We start from the raw sequence: 19,337 nt of genomic DNA on the forward strand, positions 1-19,337 counted from the left end.
AAGTGTCCACAGCGTGCAGTTTCTATTCATAGGTGCCCCAAAAGCACGGTGCTCGCCAGAACCACGGATGTTTGAACCCCTCCTTCTCCGAACACCGATACCCACACGCTTCGCCACCAGTGATTGAACCTGCCCAAGGAGCACCCCGCGCTATCCGCGGATAACCAACCTCCAAATGTGCACGCGCCTCGAACCTCGTCGCCAACCCGCGAAGAAACGAAGCCGCGAAGATGCGGGCGGCCGTAACCGACGAAGATAGCTGTACAGAACGCGCAGCCAATTCACAAAAACTGAAGCAGTAAACACAAACACGCATGAAGCCGTGGCCTATGAATGCGCACAGACCAGGTAGGTAACCTGTCAAAAAAACGCAGCCGTAAATACCTGTAAGGCCGTGCGGGTTCCTTGGCAATGGTGCTTGCCCGAGAGCGTACGGGGCGAAGCGTGTTCGTGTCAGGATTCGCGAGAAGGAGGGGTTCACACATCCTTCGCTCTGGCGAGCACCGTGCTTTTGGGGCACCCATGAATAGAAACTGCACGCTGTGGACACTTAGGGTAGAGCGGTTAAAGCGCTTTCTTTGCTTCGTTTCTTTGTCGCTTTGGACAAAGAAATGACGTGCCGCCACGCACAGTGGCTAATAGTGATAAAGAGAAAATCCGACTCCTGCAGACCACTAACACTGAAAGCAGCAACCCGGCATGAACCCCGACCGCTAACCTAGAACCCACCACCCCGGCACCAACCCGACCGCAAACCCCAGAACCAACGACATCCCCGCCGCTGCCCGCCCCCTCGGCGATCCCCACCAAACCCAACAACAGTTGAAAAAACCACCAAAACCCCGTCGAAAACTGACATGCACAAAGCCCTTCAACCCACTACCGAGTGCGAACGACAAACACCCCGATGAGTTAGAATTCCTTTTTCGATACAGGATCGGAAGATGCAACGGCAGTCCCGGACCGGCTTTTTGACGCATGTTCCCCGCGGCGCTCTACGCGAGTGCTGCGCGCTCTGCTGCGCTATCCACGCGGTTTCGGAACGACATGCGCGTCATCAGCGATCGTGCCGCTGATTCCGGACCCTCCGAAGGTTTTGCATCGTTTGCCACCCCTGCCGGCGAGCACCTTCACAAAAAAAAGTATCACTCGAAAATCTGCGCCTCCCCGCGCAATGCCGGCTATAGCGCTGCTCGTGATTTCATTGTCAGCACAGGCGCCGGCTCACCGAACTGTCGAATATGAACGCACCCCAAGCCTTCGATCCGAACGGCGCCGCGCATGCCGTGGCCCTGGATACCGAGCCGCGCCTGCGCGAAATTCCCTATAACTACACGTCGTTTTCCGATCGCGAAATCGTAATCCGCCTGCTGGGCGAGGAAGCCTGGGCCGCGTTGGCCATCCTGCGCAGCGAACGCCGCACGGGCCGCTCGGCTCGCATGCTGTACGAAGTGCTCGGCGATATCTGGGTCGTGCGTCGCAACCCGTATCTGCAGGACGACCTGCTCGATAACCCGAAACGCCGCGCATTGCTGATCGAAGCGTTGAATCACCGTCTGGGCGATATCGAAAAGCGCCGCAAAGCGGATCTGTCGCAACATCAGGACGACGCCGGCCGTGACCGCGCAGCGCGTGTGGAACTGCTGATCAGCGCCGCCTGCCGCGCGGTCGAAGATTTCAAGAAGGAATTCGAGCAAACCTACGATCTGCGCAAGAAGGCATCGAAGGTATTCAGTAAGGTCACCGAGAAAGACAACATCAAGTTCGACGGGCTGTCGCGGGTTTCCCACGTGACGGACGCGACCGACTGGCGTGTCGAATACCCGTTCGTCGTGCTGACGCCGGATACCGAAGCGGAAATCGCCGGCATGATCAAGGCGTGTTTCGAACTAGGACTTACCGTGATTCCGCGCGGGGGCGGCACGGGTTACACCGGCGGCGCGATTCCCCTGACGCCGTTCGCGGCCGTCATCAATACCGAAAAGCTCGAGCAACTCGGACCCGTCGAAATGACGGATCTGCCGGGCGTCGATCATAAAGTCGCGACCATTTTCTCGGGCGCGGGTGTGGTTACGCGCCGCGTAACGGAAGCGGCGGAACAGGCCGGTTTCGTGTTCGCCGTCGATCCGACGTCGCTCGATGCATCGTGCGTCGGCGGCAATGTCGCGATGAACGCCGGCGGCAAAAAGGCCGTTCTGTGGGGCACGGCGCTCGACAATCTGGCCTGGTGGCGCATGGTCGATCCGCAGGGCGACTGGCTCGAAGTCACGCGCCTGGATCACAACTGCGGCAAGATTCATGACATCCCCGTGGCGCGTTTCCGGCTCGACTGGTTCGACGGATCGCGTGCGCCGGGCGAGAAATTGCTGCGCACTGAATCGCTCGATATTGCCGGCAGCAAATTCCGCAAGGAAGGGCTCGGCAAGGACGTGACGGATAAATTCCTGTCGGGTCTGCCGGGCGTGCAGAAGGAAGGCTGCGACGGTCTGATCACATCGGCGCGCTGGATCCTGCACAAGATGCCCGCGCATACGCGCACCGTCTGCCTGGAATTCTTCGGCCAGGCACGCGATGCGATTCCGAGCATCGTGGAAATCAAGGATTACTTGTTCGAGACGTCGAAACAGGGTGGCGCGATTCTCGCCGGTCTCGAACATCTCGACGAACGGTATTTGCGCGCGGTCGGTTACGCGACCAAGAGCAAGCGCAACGCGTTTCCGAAGATGGTGCTGATCGGCGATATCGTCGGCAATGATCCCGATGCGGTCGCCCAGGCCACGTCCGAAGTCGTCCGCATGGCGAACGGCAAGAGCGGCGAAGGGTTTGTCGCGGTGAACGCCGAAGCGCGCAAGCGTTTCTGGCTGGATCGCTCGCGCACGGCGGCCATCGCGAAGCATACGAACGCGTTCAAGATCAACGAAGATGTCGTGATCCCGCTGAACCGTATGGGTGAGTACACGGACGGGATCGAGCGTATCAACATCGAGTTGTCGATCAAGAACAAGCTGCAACTCGTGGATGCCCTCGAAACGTTCTTCAAGACGGGCAAGCTGCCGCTCGGAAAGAGCGACGACGCCAACGAGATCCCGAGCGCCGAATTGCTTGAGGATCGTGTACAGCAAGCGCTCGATCTGTTGCAGCGAGTGCGTGAACGCTGGACGTTCGTCGGCGAGAAGCTGGATCTGCCGTTGCGCGAAGCGCAGCATTATATGGTTCAGCTCGGCTATGAAGGGCTCGCCGAAAAACTGGCCGATCGCGTGGATTCGCAGCCGGGCGTCCGCGTATTCGACGTCGCGCAAGACCGCACCATTCGCGTTTCCTGGAAGCAGGAAATCCGCGCCGAATTGCGTCACATCTTCAACGGCGGCGAGTTCAAGCCCATCCTCGAAGAAGCGCAGAACATCCATAAGAAGGTTCTGCGTGGCCGCGTATTTGTCGCGCTCCACATGCATGCCGGGGACGGCAACGTCCACACCAATATCCCGGTCAACTCCGACAACTACGAGATGCTGCAGGACGCGCACGTCGCGGTGGCACGCATCATGAAGCTGGCGCGAGATCTGGATGGCGTGATTTCGGGCGAACATGGCATCGGCATCACGAAGCTGGAGTTCCTGACCGAAGACGAGATCGCGGAATTCCGCGCGTACAAACAACGCGTTGACCCGCAAGGCCGTTTCAATGCGGGCAAGTTGCTCGCGGGCGCCGATCTGCGTAACGCCTACACGCCGAGCTTCGGCTTGATGGGTTATGAATCGCTGATCATGCAGCAGTCGGATATTGGCGCGATAGCGGATTCCATCAAGGACTGCCTGCGTTGCGGCAAGTGCAAGCCGGTCTGCGCGACCCACGTGCCGCGCGCCAACCTGCTGTATAGCCCGCGCAACAAGATCCTCGCGACGTCGCTGCTGGTCGAGGCGTTCTTATATGAAGAGCAGACGCGCCGCGGGGTATCCATCAAACATTGGGACGAATTCAACGACGTCGCCGATCACTGCACCGTCTGTCACAAGTGCGTGACGCCGTGCCCGGTGAAGATCGATTTCGGCGATGTCACCATGAACATGCGCAACCTGCTGCGCAAGATGGGCAAGAAGAAGTTCAACGCGGGCAACGCGGCCGGCATGTTCTTCCTCAACGCCACGAACCCGCAGACCATCAACCTCGCCCGCACGGCGATGATGGGCGTCGGCTACAAGGCGCAGCGGCTGGGCAATGAAGTGCTGAAGAAATTTGCGAAGAAGCAGACGGCGAAACCACCGGCAACGGTCGGTAAACCGGCGGTGACGCAGCAAGTCATCCACTTCATGAACAAGAAAATGCCGGGCAACCTGCCGAAAAAGACGGCGCGGGCGTTGCTGGACATCGAGGACAACAAGATTGTTCCGATCATCCGCAATCCGAAGACGACGACCTCGGATACGGAAGCGGTCTTCTACTTCCCGGGGTGCGGCTCGGAGCGCCTGTTCTCACAAGTCGGGCTCGCCACGCAAGCCATGCTGTGGGAAGCGGGCGTGCAGACGGTCTTGCCGCCGGGTTACCTGTGCTGCGGTTATCCGCAACGCGGTGCTGGTCAATTCGATAAAGCCGAGAAAATCGTCACGGATAACCGCGTGTTGTTCCACCGTGTGGCCAATACGCTGAACTATCTAGATATCAAGACGGTGGTGGTGTCGTGCGGGACTTGCTACGACCAATTGGCCGGCTATGAATTCGAGAAGATTTTCCCGGGCTGCCGGATTATCGATATCCACGAATTCCTGCTGGAAAAGAACATCCGGCTGGAAGGCGTGACCGGTACGCGCTACATGTACCACGACCCCTGCCACTCGCCGATCAAGACCATGGACCCGATCAAGCTCGTGAATGAAATCATGGGTTCGGCGCACGATGGCTACAAGATCGAGAAGAATGATCGATGCTGCGGCGAATCGGGCACGCTCGCGGTCACGCGGCCGGACATTTCCACGCAGGTCCGTTTCCGCAAGGAAGAGGAAATCCGCAAGGGCGCGGCCAAGCTGCGCGACATTCCGCTCGTGGGCGAGGCGGGTGCGAACGGCATCAATCTGGCGAACGCGTCGGCTGGAACGGCGGGTGCTGCGCCGGGATCGGTGCTAAAAGCGGGCGACAGGGCACAATCCACCGGAACCGACGTCAAGATCCTCACGAGCTGCCCGTCCTGCCTGCAGGGTTTGTCGCGGTATAACGAGGACGCGAACATAGAAGCGGATTACATCGTCGTGGAAATTGCCCGCAAGGTGCTCGGCGCGAGCTGGATGGAAGATTACGTGGCGCGCGCTAACGATGGCGGTATCGAGCGCGTGCTGGTGTAATAGCGGAACCGGGGCTTGTTTCGCTAGAGGAAAATGATGGACTGTGTCTTTTGCCGTGAAGACGGCGGCGAGGTCTTGTGGTCGGATGACGCAGTGCGCGTCATCCTCGCCGATGAGCCCGAATGGCCGGGCTTTTGCCGGGTGATCTGGCATGCGCACGTGGCGGAGATGTCCGATCTCGACAACGCCGCCCGGCTCAAGATCATGACGGCGGTAAACGGCGTGGAGCGCGCGATCCGTCGCGTGCTCGCGCCGGCGAAGATCAATCTGGCAAGCCTCGGCAACCAGGTTCCTCACGTTCACTGGCACGTCATTCCGCGCCATTCCAACGATTCCCGTTTCCCGCTGCCTGTCTGGGCGCCGCGCCAGCGCACGGTGTCCCAAGCGTTGTTGTCGAATCGCCGGGCGCAGGCCACCTTGCTGCGCGAAGCAGTGCGCGCCGAGATGGCGCTGGCGTTCGGCTGACCCTCTGACCCGGGCTAACTGACCTCCTGATTCAATAAAAAGGCTCACCATGAGCGGACTGACCAAACAAACGCCGATTCCGACGGGGATTGTCGTGCATTCGAAAACGCGCGCCCTTGAGTTGCAATATGGCAATGATCAGACGTATCGGATCCCGTTCGAGCTGTTGCGCGTATATTCGCCGTCGGCGGAAGTGCAGGGCCACGGTCCCGGGCAGGAAACTCTGCAAACGGGCAAGCGCGACGTGCTGATCATCGCGATCGAGCCGGTCGGCCACTACGCGTTGCAGCTCAATTTTTCCGATGGCCACAATACCGGTCTTTATTCCTGGGACATCCTGCATGACCTCGCGGTCCGTCAGGATGAACTCTGGGCAGGCTATCTCGCCAAACTGGAAGCGGCGGGCGTTGACCGCGACACGCCAATGACGCCAAAAGCGTCCGGTGGCCACTGCCATTGACCGATTTTTACCTTGTCGCGGCAATTTGTCGCGGCAATCGGCCAAAACCCCTTTTCGGGCGCGGCCAACAACACGAACAAGACAAGGACGAACGCGATGAGCAAGACCCACTTCGGTTTTGAAACGGTCGACGAACAGGAAAAAGCGAAGAAGGTGGCGGGCGTTTTCGATTCGGTCGCAAGCAATTACGACTTGATGAACGACCTGATGTCGGGCGGTCTGCATCGCGCGTGGAAGTTCTTCGCGATCGGCCAGGCGAAGGTTCGTCCAGGCTACAAAGTGCTCGATCTGGCAGGCGGGACGGGCGATCTGGCGAAAGCGTTCGCGAAACAGGCAGGCGAAAAAGGCGAAGTCTGGCACACGGATATCAATGAATCCATGCTGCGCGTCGGGCGTGACCGCCTGATCGATCGAGGCGTGATCACACCCACGCTGATCTGCGACGCGGAGAAGATTCCATTCCCGGACAATTATTTCGATATCGTTACAGTTGCCTTTGGACTTCGTAATATGACGCACAAAGATGGTGCGTTAGCAGAAATGTACCGGGTACTGAAGCCGGGTGGCCGAGTTCTGGTTCTGGAGTTCTCGAAGGTATGGGAGCCGTTGAAGAAGGCGTACGATCTCTATAGTTTCAAGTTTTTGCCGTGGCTTGGCGACAAATTCGCGAAAGATGCAGATAGCTATCGCTATCTCGCGGAGTCAATCCGGATGCATCCGGACCAGGAAACGTTAAAAATAATGATGGAACGCGCAGGATTGGATCGAGTCGAATATTACAATTTGTCAGGTGGCGTGGTAGCTTTACACGTCGGGACCAAATTTTAGTGTTCCACTTTTATAAGGATTCGAAATGTCCGATTCGCGCTTACCCCAAACTCGGGGTTTCCTGAAGTCGTTATTCAGGAAAGCCGGGGTCGTTGCGCTGGCTGGCGTAATCATGGCCGGTGCTTTGATCGCTGAAGATGCAGAGGCACGCCGCATGGGTGGCGGCCGCAGCATGGGTCGTCAATCAACGACTGCAGCTCAACAGAATCAAGCTACGCCGCCCTCGCAGTCCATGCAGTCGAGCCAGGCCGCCAATGCACAACGTGCAGCACCGGCAGCAGCGCCTGCCGCCGCGGCTGCGCAGCCTGCGCGTAACCGCTGGATGGGGCCGCTCGCCGGTCTCGCCGCGGGTCTTGGCATAGCAGCGCTGTTGTCTCACTTCGGTCTTGGCGGCGCGTTCGCCGGCGCAATGGCAAACATGATCATGATCGCGTTGATCGTGATGGCCGCTGTGATGGTGTTCCGCTTCATCATGAACCGCAGGAAAAACGCAAACACACCGGCGTATGCAGCCGCCGGCGCGGGTTCGCCGTTCGGCGGATCGGCACGTACCGGGTTTAACCAGCACGAGCCGAGCTATGTTCCGCCGTCGGCGCCGGGTGGTTATGGTCCGTCCGCCGCTGCGCTGAGCAGCGCGAACACGGTGGGCGCCGTGGACGCGGCGCCGCAAGTTGAGGTGCCGGCAGGCTTCGACAGCGAAGCGTTCGTGCGTAACGCCAAGGTCTATTTCGTGCGCTTGCAGGACGCATGGGACCGAGGCAATTCCAACGATATCCGCGAATTCACCACGCCGGAAATGTTCGCGGAAGTGAAGCTGGATATCGATGCACGCGGTACGCAGCCGAACCGCACTGACGTCGTGCAACTCAACGCCGACATCCTGGGCGTCGAGGAGCGCGGCACGGAAAGCCTTGCCAGCGTGCGTTTCCACGGCCTGATTCGTGAAACGGAAGGCGCTGCTGCCGAACCGTTCATCGAGATCTGGAACCTGTCGAAGCAGAAGTACGGCAACGAAGGCTGGTTGCTGGCCGGGATTCAGCAGGTCAGTTAATTGGCAGGTAGCAAGCTGGATGACGGGCTGAAAAAGCCGGTCGTCCGGGCGTTGGAGTGTAGGCCTTATGGCTAACGTGACGTTCGCGTAGACAGGGGGCAAACGATAACGCCGGTTGCAAAGGTAGAATAGAAACCCGCGCGAGTGACCGCTTGCGCGGGTTTTTTCATCTCAGAGCCGATGACGCACGCAGACGAATTCGCCCCCCCCGCAGCACCTTCTGCCACTCAGGCCGCAGCCAGAACCGCATCGAAAGCGTTCGCGGCCGCTGTGAACCATGTGCTCGCGCGCGAATCCTGGGCTCGCGAGCGCCTTGTGCCTTACGCCGGCAAGACCGCGCAGCTGGCACTCTCGCCGTTCTCGCTGTTGTTGATGGTCCAGCCGGACGGGTTCATTGCCGTCGTCGACGAAACCGAGGCGCGCACTTTCGACGTTACCCTCTCTGTTCCCGCCGAGGCCGTCCCGGCGTTCCTGCAAGGCGGCCAGGCGGCTGTGATGAAACACGTCCGCATAGAAGGCGACGCGGAGTTCGCGACGACCATAGCGAAGCTGGCCGAACATCTGCGCTGGGAGCCCGAAGAAGATCTGGCCCGCGTAATTGGCGACGGCCCCGCTCACCGCATTGGCTCGACCGTACGCAAGGTGAGTGAACAAGCGCGCCGCTCCGGTCGGAATCTGCTTGAATCGGTGGCTGAATATCTGCTCGACGAACAACCTCAACTCGTGCGCCGCAGCGCCCTCGACACGTTCAATGCCGAACTGTCGGAAGCCCGGGACGCGCTTGCGCGCGTCGAAAAACGCATCGAGCGACTCGAACAAAAAGCCGAAGCCCGAGGCGCGTCAGCGTCCGGCGCCGCGTCAGCGCGCGGCACGAGCAAGTAATGGGCTGAACCATGCGTCTTCTGCGTTTCCTCAAGATTTTTTTCACCGTAGTGCGATTCGGTCTCGACGAACTGGTGATGAGCGGCATCCAGGACCGCCGTGTCCGCTTGCTCATGCGCGTCACCACGTTCGGCCGCAAGTTCGACGTTCCACGCGGGGTGCGGCTGCGTCTCGCGCTCGAAAGCCTTGGACCCATCTTCGTCAAGTTCGGGCAGGTGCTGTCAACGCGGCGCGATTTGCTTCCTGTCGACATAGCGAACGAACTCGCCAAGCTTCAGGATCAAGTGCCGCCATTCGATTCGGATGTTGCTATCGGCCTTGTGGAGAAGTCGCTGGGCTCACCCATCGACGTTTTGTTCGACGACTTCGAACGTGTACCGGTGGCGAGCGCATCGATCGCGCAGGTGCACTTCGCCAAGATCAAGACCGGCGCGCATGCGGGCAAGGCAGTAGCGGTGAAGGTGTTGCGGCCGAACATGCTGCCCGTGATCGACTCGGATCTCGCGCTGCTGCGCGACATTGCGTACTGGACCGAGCGGCTATGGGCGGACGGCAAGCGGCTGAAGCCACGCGAAGTGGTTGCCGAGTTCGATAAATATCTGCACGACGAACTTGACCTGATGCGCGAGGCTGCGAACGGCAGCCAGTTGCGCCGCAATTTCGCGGGCCTTGATTTGCTGATGGTGCCCGAGATGTATTGGGACTATTCAGCGCCCACCGTGCTGGTGATGGAGCGCATGGTCGGCGTGCCGATCAGTCAGGTGGAAGTGCTGCGAGCGGCCGGCGTGGATATTCCGAAGCTGGCGCAGGAAGGCGTCGAGATATTCTTCACGCAGGTATTCCGCGACGGCTTTTTCCACGCCGACATGCATCCCGGCAACATCCAGGTGAGTCTCGCGGAAGAGACGTTCGGGCGGTATATCGCGCTGGACTTCGGGATTGTCGGCGCGTTGTCCGATTTCGATAAAAACTATCTGGCGCAGAATTTCCTGGCGTTCTTCAAGCGCGATTATCACCGGGTGGCCACGCTGCATCTGGAGTCGGGCTGGGTGCCGCCGAGCACGCGTGTCGAAGAGCTGGAAAGTGCTATCCGCGCGGTCTGCGAGCCTTACTTCGACCGGGCGTTGAAGGATATTTCGCTGGGCCAGGTGCTGATGCGGCTCTTTTCCACTTCGCGCCGCTTCAACGTCGAGATTCAGCCACAACTCGTGCTGCTGCAGAAAACGATGCTGAACGTGGAGGGGCTCGGCCGGTCGCTCGATCCCGAACTCGATCTGTGGAAAACCGCCAAGCCGTATCTCGAGCGCTGGATGAACGAGCAGGTCGGCTGGCGCGGCTGGTACGAAAGGCTGAAACTGGAAGCGCCGCAATGGAGCAAGACGCTGCCGCAGTTGCCACGCCTGATTCACCAAGTACTGGCTGACCGGCACGACCAGCCGCGCGGCGGCAACGACGAGCTCATGCGCATGATCCTGCTTGAGCAAAAACGCACGAATCGTTTGCTGCAAGCGTTGCTGATATTCGGGCTAGCGGTGGGCGCGGGCGCTGTGCTTGTCCAGTTCTGGCAGGTATTTGCATACGGAGGTTGAGGGCACCATGATTGACACTCGCAAACCTGCTGAGCCCGCTGTTCCGCCCAGCTTCGACACGCGCGACCCGAATTCCCCCGATTTCTGGAACGAGCGCTTCGACCAGCGCTTTATGCCTTGGGATCAGGCTGGCGTGCCCGAGGCGTTCAAGGCGTTTGCCCTCAAGCATCGGAACGCCTTGGCGAATGTGCTGATCCCCGGCTGCGGCAGTGCGTACGAAGCGCTATGGCTTGCGCGCGAAAACTGGCCGGTCCGGGCTATCGATTTTTCACCAAGCGCCGTTGCTGCGGCACGTGAACAATTGGGCGAACACGCTGGCGTGGTTGAGCAAGCCGATTTCTTCACGTACCAGCCACCGTTCGAAACGAACTGGATTTATGAGCGCGCATTCCTGTGCGCTTTGCCGCGAGGCCGTTGGCAGGATTACGCCGTGCGCATGGCCGAACTGCTGCGGCCCGGCGCGCTGCTGGCGGGTTTCTATTTCCTTGGCGAGACACCCAAGGGGCCGCCGTTCGGCATTGAGCGGGGCGCGCTTGATGCCCTGCTGACGCCGTATTTCGAGCTCGTGGAAGAGCTTGAAGTGACCGGATCCATCGACGTCTTCGCGGGACGCGAACGCTGGCTTACCTGGCGTCGGCGTGCGCCGACAGCTAACCCTCCCGCCTGAATCCACCGTATCCAGCGTGTCGCCTGTAGTCGGCTGACACGACCCCGTACCTGCATCAAGCGGCCTGCGCTTGCACACGCTCTGTTTCGACAAAAGAAACCTGCGCAAACCTGCCGCATCCCCTTGAAACCTAAGCCTGCCAGCCCAAAATTAAGGGTTGGCCGATGGTTTGCGGCTATAATTCAAGGCTTTGCAAGCGCCGAAACGTTAATCGTAGGAAGAGTGACATGCCGATCTACGCGTACCGCTGCGAGTCCTGCGGCTTCGAAAAAGACGCGCTCCAGAAGATGAGCGATGCACCGCTCAAACAGTGCCCGCAGTGCGGGAAGGAAACATTCGTCAAGCAGGTGACGGCCGCGGGCTTTCAGTTGAAGGGTTCCGGCTGGTACGTGACCGACTTCCGCGGTGGCAATAATGGCGCCGCCGCTGCCCGGAAGGAAGAGGGCGGTAAGAAGGACGAGGGCGCCAAAGCCGAAACGAAGAGCGAAGGCGCATCGGATTCGGGTAATTCGAGTAAAGAGTCGAGCAAGGATTCAGGTAATCAGTCGTCGAAGACCGATTCGGCCACTGCAAGCGCGCCGGCGGCAGGCAGCACGACGTCGGCTGCTGCGTCATCGGGCAAACCGGCGTCGCCTGCATCGAATTGATGCTTGTTGCTGGAGCGAAGCGCGAAGCCTGCAACGCAATCTTGTCCTACCTGTGCTTCCAGCGCGCTCCGTTGCACGATCTGCTCGATCTGTCCGATCGCACGCAAGAAGATGACCGCCCGACGCCATGAATGTGCACCGGGCGGCGAACCAGCCAAACCGTTGAGGCCCACGCGGGGCGGCCTTCCGGCTGTGTAAATGACGACCAAAAAGACTACGTTGAAATCCGTGTTCGCGACCGGCCTGCTGGTGCTGGTTCCACTCGCCATCACGCTGTGGGTGATCGGGCTCGTGATCGGGACCATGGACCAGACGCTCCTGCTGCTGCCGGAATCCTGGCAGCCCGAGCGGCTGTTCGGCTTTCATCTGCCGGGCCTCGGCGCTGTGCTGACGCTCGCCTTCATTTTCGTCGTGGGCTTGCTCACGCAGAACTTCGTCGGCCAGAAACTGGTCGAGTGGTGGGATGTGATCGTGCGTCACATTCCCGTGGTCGGACCGCTGTATACCAGCGTTAAACAGGTGTCGGACACGTTGCTCTCCAGCAGCGGCAACGCGTTTCGCAAGGCACTGCTGATCCGTTACCCGCATTCGGGGTCCTACACCATCGGTTTCCTGACGGGCATTCCCGGCGGCGACGTGGTCAATCACCTGACCGAAGATCATGTGAGCGTCTACGTGCCGACCACGCCGAATCCCACCTCGGGTTTCTTCCTGATGGTGCCGAAAAGCGAAGTCATCGAGCTCGACATGTCTGTCGATGCTGCGTTGAAGTACATCGTCTCGATGGGAGTAGTCGCGCCGTCCATGCCGCAAGCGCAGGCCGCGCCGCGTCGCCCCGTCGATCCGCCGCTGTAATGCCGGCGTGCCGCGAACAACGCTTGAGGGCTTGTGCGCGCGCGCCGTTGATCAATGAATAACGAAAGACACAACATCATGTCGATGAGATCTGAATACTGCGGTCTGGTGACCGAAGCTCTGCTGGGCCAAAGCGTTTCGCTGTGCGGCTGGGTACATCGCCGGCGCGACCATGGCGGCGTTATTTTTATCGATTTGCGCGATCGTGAGGGCCTCGTGCAGGTCGTCTGCGATCCGGATCGCGCTGAAATGTTCAAGGTGGCCGAAGGCGTGCGCAACGAGTTTTGCGTGCAGGTGAAGGGTGTCGTGCGCGCTCGTCCGGAAGGCACGGCGAACGCCGGGCTGACGAGCGGCAAGATTGAAGTGCTGTGCCATGAGCTGAATGTGCTGAACCCGTCGGTGACGCCGCCGTTCCAGCTCGACGACGACAACCTCTCCGAAACCACGCGCCTCACGCATCGCGTGCTCGATTTGCGCCGTCCGCAGATGCAGCAGAACCTGCGTTTGCGTTATCGCGTGGCTATTGAAGTGCGCAAGTATTTGGACGCGCAGGGTTTTATCGATATTGAAACGCCGATGCTCACCAAGAGCACGCCGGAAGGTGCGCGCGATTACCTGGTGCCGTCGCGTACGAACCCGGGTCAGTTCTTCGCGCTGCCGCAGTCGCCGCAATTGTTCAAGCAATTGCTGATGGTGGCGAACTTTGACCGCTACTACCAGATCGTGAAATGTTTCCGCGACGAAGACCTGCGCGCGGATCGTCAGCCGGAATTCACGCAGATCGACTGTGAAACGTCGTTTCTGACGGAACAGGAAATCCGTGATCTGTTCGAAGCGATGATCCGTCACGTTTTCAAGGAAACGATCAACGTCGCGCTCGACGAGAAATTCCCGGTCATGCTGTACTCGGAAGCCATGCGCCGTTTCGGCTCGGACAAGCCGGATCTGCGCGTGAAGCTGGAATTCACGGACCTGACGGACGCGGTTCGCGACGTCGATTTCAAGGTCTTCAGCACGCCGGCCAATTCCAAGGACGGCCGCGTGGCGGCAATCCGCGTGCCGCGTGGCGGCGAGATGTCGCGTAGCGAGATCGACGGCTACACGGAATTCGTGCGCATCTACGGCGCGAAGGGTCTGGCCTGGATCAAGGTGAATGACATCGCGAAGGGTCGCGACGGCCTGCAAAGCCCGATCGTGAAGAACCTGCATGATGCATCGATCACCGCGATCATCGAGCGGACCGGCGCGCAGAACGGCGACATCATTTTCTTCGCGGCGGATCGTTCGAAAGTCGTGAACGACAGCCTGGGCGCGTTGCGTCTGAAGATCGGCCATTCGGAATTCGGCCGTGCGAACGGCTTGTTCGAAAAGGGCTGGAAGCCGCTGTGGGTGACCGACTTCCCCATGTTCGAGTTCGACGAGGAAGACAACCGTTACGTGGCTGCGCATCACCCGTTCACGAGCCCGAAGGACGAGCATCTGGAATATCTGGAAACGGACCCGGGCCGCTGCCTCGCGAAGGCCTATGACATGGTGCTGAACGGCTGGGAAATCGGCGGCGGATCGGTGCGGATTTATCAGGAAGAAGTGCAGAGCAAGGTGTTCCGCGCACTCAAGATCGGCGCTGAAGAAGCGCGTATCAAGTTCGGCTTCCTGCTTGACGCGCTTCAGTACGGCGCGCCGCCGCATGGTGGTATTGCGTTCGGGCTGGACCGGATCGTCACGATGATGGCAGGCGCCGATTCCATCCGCGACGTGATCGCTTTCCCGAAGACGCAGCGCGCGACCGATTTGTTGACGCAAGCGCCGAGCGAAGTGGACGAAAAGCAGTTGAAGGAACTGCATATTCGTTTGCGCGCGCCGGAGCCGAAGCCGCAGTAAGCGTAACGAGTCACAATGGTTGAAACGAAAAAGGCGCCGCAGGCGCCTTTTTCGTTTATGGGGCCGATTGTCCGCGCCAACCCCCGCCCCGTCCCCCATTTGCAACAGACGAAACGAAACCGCCGCCCGGTGCGCCTTGTCCCGTTTTTAGGTTACATTCTTCGGCCAGCCTTCTATAAAGGCCGCAACGTTCCCACCATGTCCAAGCCGCCGAAAATTCCCGAGTCTGTCCTCGTTGTCATCCATACGCCCGAACTGGACGTGCTCGTTATCGAGCGCTTCGACCGGCCGGGTTTCTGGCAGTCCGTGACGGGTTCAAAAGATCACATCGACGAACCGCTGGTCCTGACCGCAGCGCGCGAGGTCGCCGAGGAAACGGGGATCGTGGTCGGCAGCCCGGGCGTGCCGGAGCGTTCGCTGCTCGACTGGCATCACCAGATTGAATACGACATCTATCCTGAATGGCGGCATCGCTATGCTGAAGGCGTCGTGCGTAACGTCGAGCACCAGTTCAGCCTGCTCGTCCCGCATTGCGTGGAAGTGACGCTCGCGCCGCGCGAGCACACCGCCTTTCTCTGGCTGCCGCTTCGTGAGGCGGCAGCGAAGTGTTTTTCATCGTCGAATCGTGAGGCGATCCTGCAATTGCCCGAGCGTCTCGCGGAGCACAACCGGTGATCGGTTTCGGCACGCCCAAACGGCGGTTTGCGCGACTCAAACTAGCCCTGTTTGGCGGACGCCGGCCAGTACGGTTGTGCTTCACCATCAACAACACGGTGCGGTTGTTCAAATCCGGCGCGGAATTTTTCCCGGCGCTGATCGAACGCATCGACGCCGCGCAGCACGACGTTTCGCTTGAGACCTACATCTTCAGCGACGACGCAGCCGGCCGCGCCATTTCCACCGCCCTGATGAACGCGGCCCGGCGCGGCGTGCATGTACGCGTGATCACGGACGGTATCGGCACGGCGAAGCTTCCGCTCTTCGACGAATGGGCGCAGGCGAACGTCGAGCATCGCGTGTACAACCCGCATCTGTTCGGGCAGCTCGGTTTTTCGCGGACGCACCGTAAGCTGGCGGTTATCGACCATCACATTGCGTTCTGCGGCGGCATCAATATTGTCGATGACTTCGAGCAGAACGGCGTCCATCTCGACCACGCGCGCTGGGATTTTGCGCTGGAGGCGCAAGGCCCGGTGGTCAAGGACGTGCGGGAAGCCTTCGATCTCCAATGGCAACGGATTCGCCTCGGCGTGAAGCCGCTGGCGCCGCGGCCGCAGGATCAGCAAGCTACGCCGGGGGCATCGTCGAGGACGAACCGGCGCGCATTGCGAGCACGCTTACGAGCGCGACGGGGCCTGATCCACGCGGTCGATCAACCGTGCGTGGCGTTCGTCGCCCGCGACAACCTGCTCAATCGGCGCGCAATCGAAAAGGCGTATCTTGCCGCGATTTCGCACGCGGAAAAAGAAGTGATGCTGGCGAATCCGTATTTCATGCCGGGGCGCAAGCTGCGCCGCGCGCTGGCGCGCGCAGCGCAGCGTGGCGTACGCGTCACACTGGTGATCGGGCGAAAGGAGTTTGTCGCGCTCGATTACGCCACGCCGTTCCTGTATCGCAATCTCCTGAAGTACGGCGTGCGGATCGCGGAATACGAGAAAACCATCCTGCATGGCAAAGTGGCCGTGGTGGACTCGAACTGGGCTACGGTTGGATCATCGAATCTGGACGCATTGAGCCTCGTGCTGAACAATGAGGCGAACATGGTGCTGGTGAATCACGAGAACGAGATCGTGAAGCTGCGCGACGCTATCCTGGCCGCCTTCCACGACGGCCGCCCGATTACCGTCGAGCAATACGCGGCGCGCTCCGTTGGTGAGCGTCTGCTTAACTGGCTCGCCTACAACACGTATCGCACGATGATGAAAATGCTCACCATCGGCCGCTACGATTGAGGCGTAAAAAACGCCGTGCGGTCAAACCCGGGCCGCCCCGACTGGCTGTCCGCCTATAAACCGGGACAAACTAAGACTCAACCGATAGATATAGTCACAAGTTAGACCCCGGTTTCTAATAAAAAGCTTGTTTCATGAGCGGCTAGCTATAACAATAGTACGGCCGTTCGATTTTATTTCGATTCAACGAAAACGGTAAAGATCATGCGAAAAGGCGAACAGACACGAGTCGCGATCCTCGATGCTGCGCTGGACCTGGCAAGCAGGGACGGGCTTGAGGGTTTGACGATCGGCTTGCTGGCCGAACGGATGCAAATGAGCAAGAGCGGTGTGTTCGCGCATTTCGGCTCGCGCGAGGATCTTCAGGTGGAGGTGGTGAAGGAATACCACCGTCGCTTTGAAGACGAAGTGTTCTACCCGAGCCTGCGCGAAGCGCGCGGTTTGCCGCGCTTGCGTTCAATGCTGGCGCGCTGGATGGAAAAGCGCATCGAGGAAGTGACAACGGGCTGTATCTACATCAGCGGTGCGGTGGAATACGACGATCGTGCCGACAGCGCGGTCCGCGAGCAACTCGTGCACAGCGTGACCACCTGGCGAGCGGCGCTCACGCGTGCGATCAACCAGGCGAAAGATGAAGGGCATTTGCGCCCGGACACAGATCCTGCGCTGATGCTGTTTGAACTCTATAGCTTCACGCTCGGCCTGCATCATGATGCGCGTTTCCTGCACTTGCCGGAAGCAGTGCAACTGACGCGGGACGCGCTGGAAAAAACGATTATTTCGTATCAAAGCAACGGCCGTTAGGCGTCGGGCGAATCGGCAGAGGGCATGCTGTAAAGCAGATTCGGCGGCGACCAAGGCTCAAGCTTCCTGGACACTTGGAGAAGAAAAATGGGACAGTACACAGCGCCGCTGCGTGACATGCAATTTGTCTTGCATGAATTGCTCAACGTGGAAGCCGAGGTCAAGAACATGCCGAAGCATGCCGACCTCGACGCGGATACCATCAATCAGGTTCTCGAAGAGGCCGGCAAGTTCTGCGCCGAGGTGCTTTTTCCGCTGAACCAGATTGGCGACCGCGAAGGTTGCACGTACGAAGGCGATGGCGTCGTGCGCACGCCGGCGGGGTTCAAGGAAGCCTACAAGCAATACGTGGAAGCGGGCTGGCCGGCGCTGGGTTGCGATCCGGAATACGGCGGCCAGGGCTTGCCCGCGTTCGTGAACAACGCGCTGTTTGAAATGCTGAATTCGGCGAACCAGGCCTGGACGATGTACCCCGGCTTGTCGCATGGCGCGTATGAATGCGTTCACGCGCACGGCGCGCCGGAGCTGCAGAAAACGTACTTGCCGAAACTTGTGGACGGTACCTGGACCGGCACCATGTGCCTGACCGAACCGCATTGCGGCACGGATCTGGGAATGCTGCGCACGAAGGCCGAACCGAACAGTGACGGATCCTACGCCATCATCGGCACGAAGATTTTCATCTCCAGCGGTGAACATGATCTGGCCGAGAACATCGTGCATCTGGTGCTGGCTCGCTTGCCGGGCGCACCGATCGGGACCAAGGGCATCTCGCTTTTCATCGTGCCGAAGTTCATTCCGACTGACGCGGGCGCTCCTGGTGAACGCAACGGCGTGAAGTGCGGTTCCATCGAACACAAGATGGGCATTCACGGCAATTCAACGTGCGTGATCAATCTGGATAACGCGAAGGGCTGGCTTGTCGGTGAACCGAACAAGGGCTTGAATGCCATGTTCGTGATGATGAACGCCGCGCGTCTGGGCGTCGGCATGCAAGGGCTGGGACTGACGGAAATCGCGTATCAGAACTCGCTCGTGTACGCGAAGGAACGCCTGCAAATGCGTTCGCTGACGGGTCCGAAAGCGCCGGAGAAGGCCGCCGATCCGATCATCGTGCATCCGGATGTTCGCCGTATGTTGTTGACGCAAAAAGCCTACGCCGAAGCGGGCCGCGCGTTCACGTACTGGGCTGCGCTGAACATCGATAAAGAACTGTCCCACGCCGATGAATCCGCGCGTAAAGACGCCGCCGATCTCGTCGCGCTGCTCACGCCGGTCATCAAGGCGTTCCTGACGGACAACGCGTTCGAAGGCACGAACATGGGCATGCAGATCTACGGCGGCCATGGCTTTATCTCCGAGTGGGGCATGGAGCAATACGTCCGCGATGCCCGCATCAACATGATCTACGAAGGCACGAATTCCATTCAGGCTCTGGACCTGCTCGGCCGCAAGATTCTCGGCGACATGGGCGCGAAGCTGAAGAAGTTCGGCAAGCTCGTCACCGACTTCGTGGAAGAAGAAGGCGTGAAGCCGGAGATGCAGGAGTTCATCAACCCACTCGCGGACATTGGCGATAAGGTGCAGAAGCTGACCATGGAAATCGGCATGAAGGCGATGCAGAATCCGGACGAAGTCGGCGCCGCTTCCGTGCCGTATTTGCGTACTGTCGGGCACTTGGTGTTCTCGTATTTCTGGGCGCGCATGGCACGTATCGCGCTGGATAAGGAAGCCGAAGGCGATCCGTTCTACAAAGCGAAGCTCGCCACCGCGCGGTTCTACTTCGCCAAGCTGCTGCCTGAAACGGCATCGACGATTCGCGCGGCGCGCGCCGGATCGAAGACGCTGATGGACTACGACGAAGCCTTGTTCTAGGCCTCTTTTGCACTGCGCTACGTTATCTACGTTTTGAATGGCGTAGCG

General features: G+C 59.8%; 15 protein-coding genes. All 15 read left to right on the forward strand.

The window, feature by feature from the left end; genetic code table 11:
• Nucleotides 1-1,241 precede the first annotated feature (1,241 nt).
• The 15 genes from HB376_RS22050 (at nucleotide 1,242) to HB376_RS22120 (ending at nucleotide 19,289) form a co-directional block, all read left to right on the forward strand.
• Nucleotides 1,242-5,333, forward strand: coding sequence for a DUF3683 domain-containing protein (locus HB376_RS22050; RefSeq protein WP_213765798.1), 4,092 nt, complete (start codon nucleotides 1,242-1,244; stop codon nucleotides 5,331-5,333).
• Between the two features lie 36 nt (nucleotides 5,334-5,369).
• Nucleotides 5,370-5,798: an HIT family protein gene (locus tag HB376_RS22055; RefSeq protein WP_213765905.1), complete on the forward strand. Its 429-nt coding sequence runs from the start codon at nucleotides 5,370-5,372 to the stop codon at nucleotides 5,796-5,798.
• A gap of 49 nt (nucleotides 5,799-5,847) precedes the next feature.
• Nucleotides 5,848-6,258 (forward strand): DUF971 domain-containing protein, encoded by a 411-nt coding sequence (locus HB376_RS22060; protein ID WP_213765799.1) that lies wholly within the window; start codon nucleotides 5,848-5,850, stop codon nucleotides 6,256-6,258.
• A 96-nt stretch (nucleotides 6,259-6,354) separates the two neighbouring features.
• Entirely contained in the window at nucleotides 6,355-7,086 is a 732-nt protein-coding gene (gene ubiE, locus HB376_RS22065; RefSeq protein WP_213765800.1) for a bifunctional demethylmenaquinone methyltransferase/2-methoxy-6-polyprenyl-1,4-benzoquinol methylase UbiE, read from the forward strand.
• A gap of 25 nt (nucleotides 7,087-7,111) precedes the next feature.
• Complete coding sequence (locus tag HB376_RS22070) at nucleotides 7,112-8,137, forward strand: Tim44-like domain-containing protein (protein ID WP_213765801.1); 1,026 nt, start codon at nucleotides 7,112-7,114, stop codon at nucleotides 8,135-8,137.
• A gap of 180 nt (nucleotides 8,138-8,317) precedes the next feature.
• Nucleotides 8,318-9,019, forward strand: coding sequence for an SCP2 sterol-binding domain-containing protein (locus tag HB376_RS22075; RefSeq protein WP_213765802.1), 702 nt, complete (start codon nucleotides 8,318-8,320; stop codon nucleotides 9,017-9,019).
• 11 nt (nucleotides 9,020-9,030) lie between these two features.
• Nucleotides 9,031-10,608 carry a ubiquinone biosynthesis regulatory protein kinase UbiB gene (ubiB, locus tag HB376_RS22080; protein WP_213765803.1) on the forward strand — a complete coding sequence of 526 codons (1,578 nt, stop codon included), beginning with the start codon at nucleotides 9,031-9,033 and terminating at the stop codon, nucleotides 10,606-10,608.
• Between the two features lie 7 nt (nucleotides 10,609-10,615).
• Nucleotides 10,616-11,275: a methyltransferase domain-containing protein gene (locus HB376_RS22085; RefSeq protein ID WP_213765804.1), complete on the forward strand. Its 660-nt coding sequence runs from the start codon at nucleotides 10,616-10,618 to the stop codon at nucleotides 11,273-11,275.
• A 227-nt stretch (nucleotides 11,276-11,502) separates the two neighbouring features.
• Nucleotides 11,503-11,922: a zinc ribbon domain-containing protein gene (locus HB376_RS22090; protein ID WP_213765805.1), complete on the forward strand. Its 420-nt coding sequence runs from the start codon at nucleotides 11,503-11,505 to the stop codon at nucleotides 11,920-11,922.
• 198 nt (nucleotides 11,923-12,120) lie between these two features.
• Nucleotides 12,121-12,777, forward strand: a complete 657-nt coding sequence (locus HB376_RS22095) for a DUF502 domain-containing protein (RefSeq protein WP_213765806.1) — start codon at nucleotides 12,121-12,123, stop codon at nucleotides 12,775-12,777.
• A gap of 78 nt (nucleotides 12,778-12,855) precedes the next feature.
• Nucleotides 12,856-14,658 (forward strand): aspartate--tRNA ligase, encoded by a 1,803-nt coding sequence (gene aspS, locus HB376_RS22100; RefSeq protein ID WP_213765807.1) that lies wholly within the window; start codon nucleotides 12,856-12,858, stop codon nucleotides 14,656-14,658.
• Between the two features lie 198 nt (nucleotides 14,659-14,856).
• Entirely contained in the window at nucleotides 14,857-15,333 is a 477-nt protein-coding gene (gene nudB, locus HB376_RS22105; RefSeq protein ID WP_213765808.1) for a dihydroneopterin triphosphate diphosphatase, read from the forward strand.
• Between the two features lie 47 nt (nucleotides 15,334-15,380).
• Nucleotides 15,381-16,610, forward strand: a complete 1,230-nt coding sequence (locus tag HB376_RS22110) for a phospholipase D-like domain-containing protein (protein ID WP_218627343.1) — start codon at nucleotides 15,381-15,383, stop codon at nucleotides 16,608-16,610.
• Nucleotides 16,611-16,814: 204 nt separating this feature from the next.
• Nucleotides 16,815-17,414: a TetR/AcrR family transcriptional regulator gene (locus HB376_RS22115; protein ID WP_213765810.1), complete on the forward strand. Its 600-nt coding sequence runs from the start codon at nucleotides 16,815-16,817 to the stop codon at nucleotides 17,412-17,414.
• 87 nt (nucleotides 17,415-17,501) lie between these two features.
• The gene (locus HB376_RS22120) at nucleotides 17,502-19,289 is read left to right on the forward strand and encodes an acyl-CoA dehydrogenase C-terminal domain-containing protein (RefSeq protein ID WP_213765811.1); all 1,788 of its coding nucleotides are present in this window, start codon (nucleotides 17,502-17,504) and stop codon (nucleotides 19,287-19,289) included.
• Nucleotides 19,290-19,337 lie beyond the last annotated feature (48 nt).

It is taken from the genome of Caballeronia sp. dw_19 (assembly GCF_018449515.1).
Classification (GTDB): domain Bacteria; phylum Pseudomonadota; class Gammaproteobacteria; order Burkholderiales; family Burkholderiaceae; genus Caballeronia.